Raw genomic sequence first — 2,738 nt, 5'->3', positions numbered from 1 at the left:
CGCCGCAGCCCGGACGAGCGGCAGACCGACTGGTGACGTCAGCTTGAGAAGTTGCGGCAGGCAGCGGATTCCTCGGGTGGGCTGCGTTCCCCACGGGGTGCCGAGCCACTTCCACCACGCTAACGTCTTACCTCCGCAGTTCCGCGCCTACCGTAAAGCCGCTGTCGATGTCAGGGGTGTGTTCTAACCTCGGCTCATGCCACAACGTCGTACCGCCGTCCCTGCAGAGACCAAGCGTGCTGTTCTCGTTGAAGCGGGCCATCGCTGCGCAATCCCAACATGCCGCGTAGGGACCACCGAGATTGCGCACATCAAACCGTGGCGGCAGGTACGGGAGCACGTCTTCGAAAACCTGATCGCCCTGTGCCCCACGTGTCACACTCGGTTCGACAAGGGTGAGATCGACCGAAAAGCGATGCAACAGTACAAGGCCAACCTTGGCGTGATCAACGGTCGGTACGGCGAGATCGAGCGGCGGGTTCTAACCCTCTTCGCAGAGAATCCCAGCATCAAGTCGATCCCTATGCCATCAGCGTCGGACGTCATGATGTTGCATCTCGTCAAAGACGGCATGTTCGTACGGGGATTGGGGCCGAGCTTGGCTCTCCTGATCCCGAACGGAAGCAATGCTGAGATTGACTTTGCCGGGGGCACGCAGGAGTTCTACACAATCACAGAGAAGGGCCGCGATCTAGTCCAACGTCTTACGAATGCTCGCGCCTTGTTATGAGACGGTTGGCCGGTCAGCGGCTGAACTGCTGCGCTTCCAAGGATGGCAAACACTGCGGTTAGCCTGCGTGGAATTATCCGAATCCCCGCTACGGCACGTGAGGGCATCTCTTCTGCTGGGTGTAGCCGCCGGGGACGCCCGTGCTGACAGAGTCCCAGAACGGCTTGGCCTGGCGGAAGTGCCCGCCCGCTGTGTGCCATCGGAGTCCGGGGTAGGTGTGGCGTAATGACCGGAGAGCGGCTGGGGCAAGGCCGCAGCGCTTGTAGCCGTCGTATGAGTAGGGCGATTCGACCCAACCGATCTTGCATAGGTCGCAGATCACGTACTCGATCTCGAACGCCAGATTGGATTTGAAGTAGGCAGCCCGAATGCGCCAGCCAGTTCGCTCGTAGTGGCCAGCCGGCCGGTCGACCCAAGGTCTCGGCGGAGTGCCGCCCCGGTTGAACTCGTAGGCCTCTGGGGATGCCCATCGGCGGAGCCGGTCGCGCCAGGTCGGCTTGTCAGGCCACGTTCGTACCCAGTGCACGTGGTCGGCGAGCTGTGCTACGGCACGGATCGCCGCTTCCTCTGCCATGAGGCTCCCCTTCCGAGTTGTCCATACATAGGTGAAGCGGTTCGCGCCCCGACCTGACCCTCAGTGGCGCGTCCAACATGCCTGCCAACTGTGTTGGTGGGGTTTGAGCTGTGTGCGGGGGTGTCCACCTGCGTTGATGGGTAGCTGATTGACGACGTGGGGACGGCTGAGGTTCTCGCCAGCTAATCCACAACTGCGCCACTTCGACTGGATCGGGCGATCCAGCTCCTAAGAATCTCCTGATTTTTCCACCGGATCCTTTCCGAAAAATGCGCGGAATTTCTCAGCAGTATCAATTTCCTTCACGCAACGCTCTACATATGCCTGTGTGAAAACGTAATTGTCGTGCGCGGCGTTATACAGGCAGTACCGGCCGTCGGTGCGTTCCTTACTCGGGTCAGTCGTCGGCGGACGCACGCCGTGCTTCTGCCACATCTGAGTGAAATGGTACTGTTGAAAAACGTATGGGAGGCGCGCTGCGATTTCTGCACGCGCTCTGGATGGCGTGAGCGCATCCTTCAAGTAGATGTCGCGCTGCTTCTCGGTAACGATGACAGTGCCTGTCCGGCTTCGGTTGGTCAGATCCTGGCGCTCTTCGTCAGTCAGGCTGTCCGCCCTCAAGAACGTAACTGCTAGATCGGCTTCACTCTTTGGCCCTTTAAGTGGCGTCAAGAGCACTCGATACTCGTAGCGTTCACTCTCCTTCACCGAGTCAGTCAGATCTGCTTCGAAGCGCGTAATGTACGTTTTTACCTTTGCTGGAAGTTTCTTCCTGAGCTTTAGTTGTTCATCTACCCCCTCCGGTGTCAGAGATTGAACGAATAGAGGAAATCGGAGCTCGCTGGATAGGCTGCTATCGTCACCGAACCTCGCGGTCAGTTCGGCCTCGTAGTTGATTACTAGCGCGTGGGCGCGGGCACCCGTCGCAACGATTAGTGACTTCTGAAACCTGTGCTCGATTTTGTTGCGAATCCCAACGAAGAACTCGATGTTCTTACGAACTGGGTCGGTTTCGGAGTATGCCTCTTCGGCGCAGCGCAACAGCTCCCAGGTCTTCGTGTCCCCGTCCTTAGTTTTGAGAGGCCGCCCATCCTTACCCTTGTAGGTGAAGTCGATCCCCTGTTTTTCGAAGTCGGCGTGCAGGAGGTTTTGCCAGGCAATGTGCATATGAACGACAAAGTCGAGGTAACTACCCTTGTCGCCTGGCCTGTTGTAGAAGTCAATTGCGATACATGCCTGCCTGCGTGACTCTTGCAGGATGTGCCACCACCGGGGGCGAGGGGGCATTCTGACCCTCCGATCATGCTGTACTCGGATGTAAGATCGTATCCTTGACCTTCGTCACAGCAACCGATTTGGCTGCGGGCTGTTTACGGAGCAGGGCGACCGCCGGCCTGGTCAGGATGAGGCTTGCCAGCCACGAATGACTACCAA

2 protein-coding genes are annotated in these 2,738 nt (G+C 58.5%); one reads left to right on the top strand and one right to left on the bottom strand.

Features of this window, described 5'->3' with window-relative positions; all coding sequences use genetic code 11:
- The first annotated feature begins 196 nt into the window (after positions 1-196).
- A complete protein-coding gene (locus ACL02U_RS32735; protein ID WP_412794650.1) occupies positions 197-730 on the top strand; it encodes an HNH endonuclease in 534 nt (177 codons plus the stop codon).
- Between the two features lie 802 nt (positions 731-1,532).
- On the opposite strand, the gene ACL02U_RS32730 is transcribed toward ACL02U_RS32735, so the two are convergent.
- On the bottom strand, positions 1,533-2,591 hold the full coding sequence (locus tag ACL02U_RS32730; RefSeq protein WP_412794649.1) for a DUF3644 domain-containing protein: 1,059 nt from the start codon (positions 2,589-2,591) through the stop codon (positions 1,533-1,535).
- Positions 2,592-2,738 lie beyond the last annotated feature (147 nt).

Source organism: Streptomyces sp. MS06 (genome assembly GCF_047200655.1).
Taxonomy (GTDB): Bacteria; Actinomycetota; Actinomycetes; order Streptomycetales; family Streptomycetaceae; genus Streptomyces.
The sequence above is the reverse complement of the archived record's forward strand: the minus strand, read 5'-3'. Positions and strand labels throughout refer to the sequence as shown.

Excerpts from the sequence above, each read along its gene's own strand:
- ACL02U_RS32735 (WP_412794650.1), top strand. The coding sequence starts at position 197 with ATGCCACAACGTCGTACCGCCGTCCCTGCAGAGACCAAGCGTGCTGTT.
- ACL02U_RS32730 (WP_412794649.1), bottom strand. The coding sequence starts at position 2,591 with ATGCCCCCTCGCCCCCGGTGGTGGCACATCCTGCAAGAGTCACGCAGG.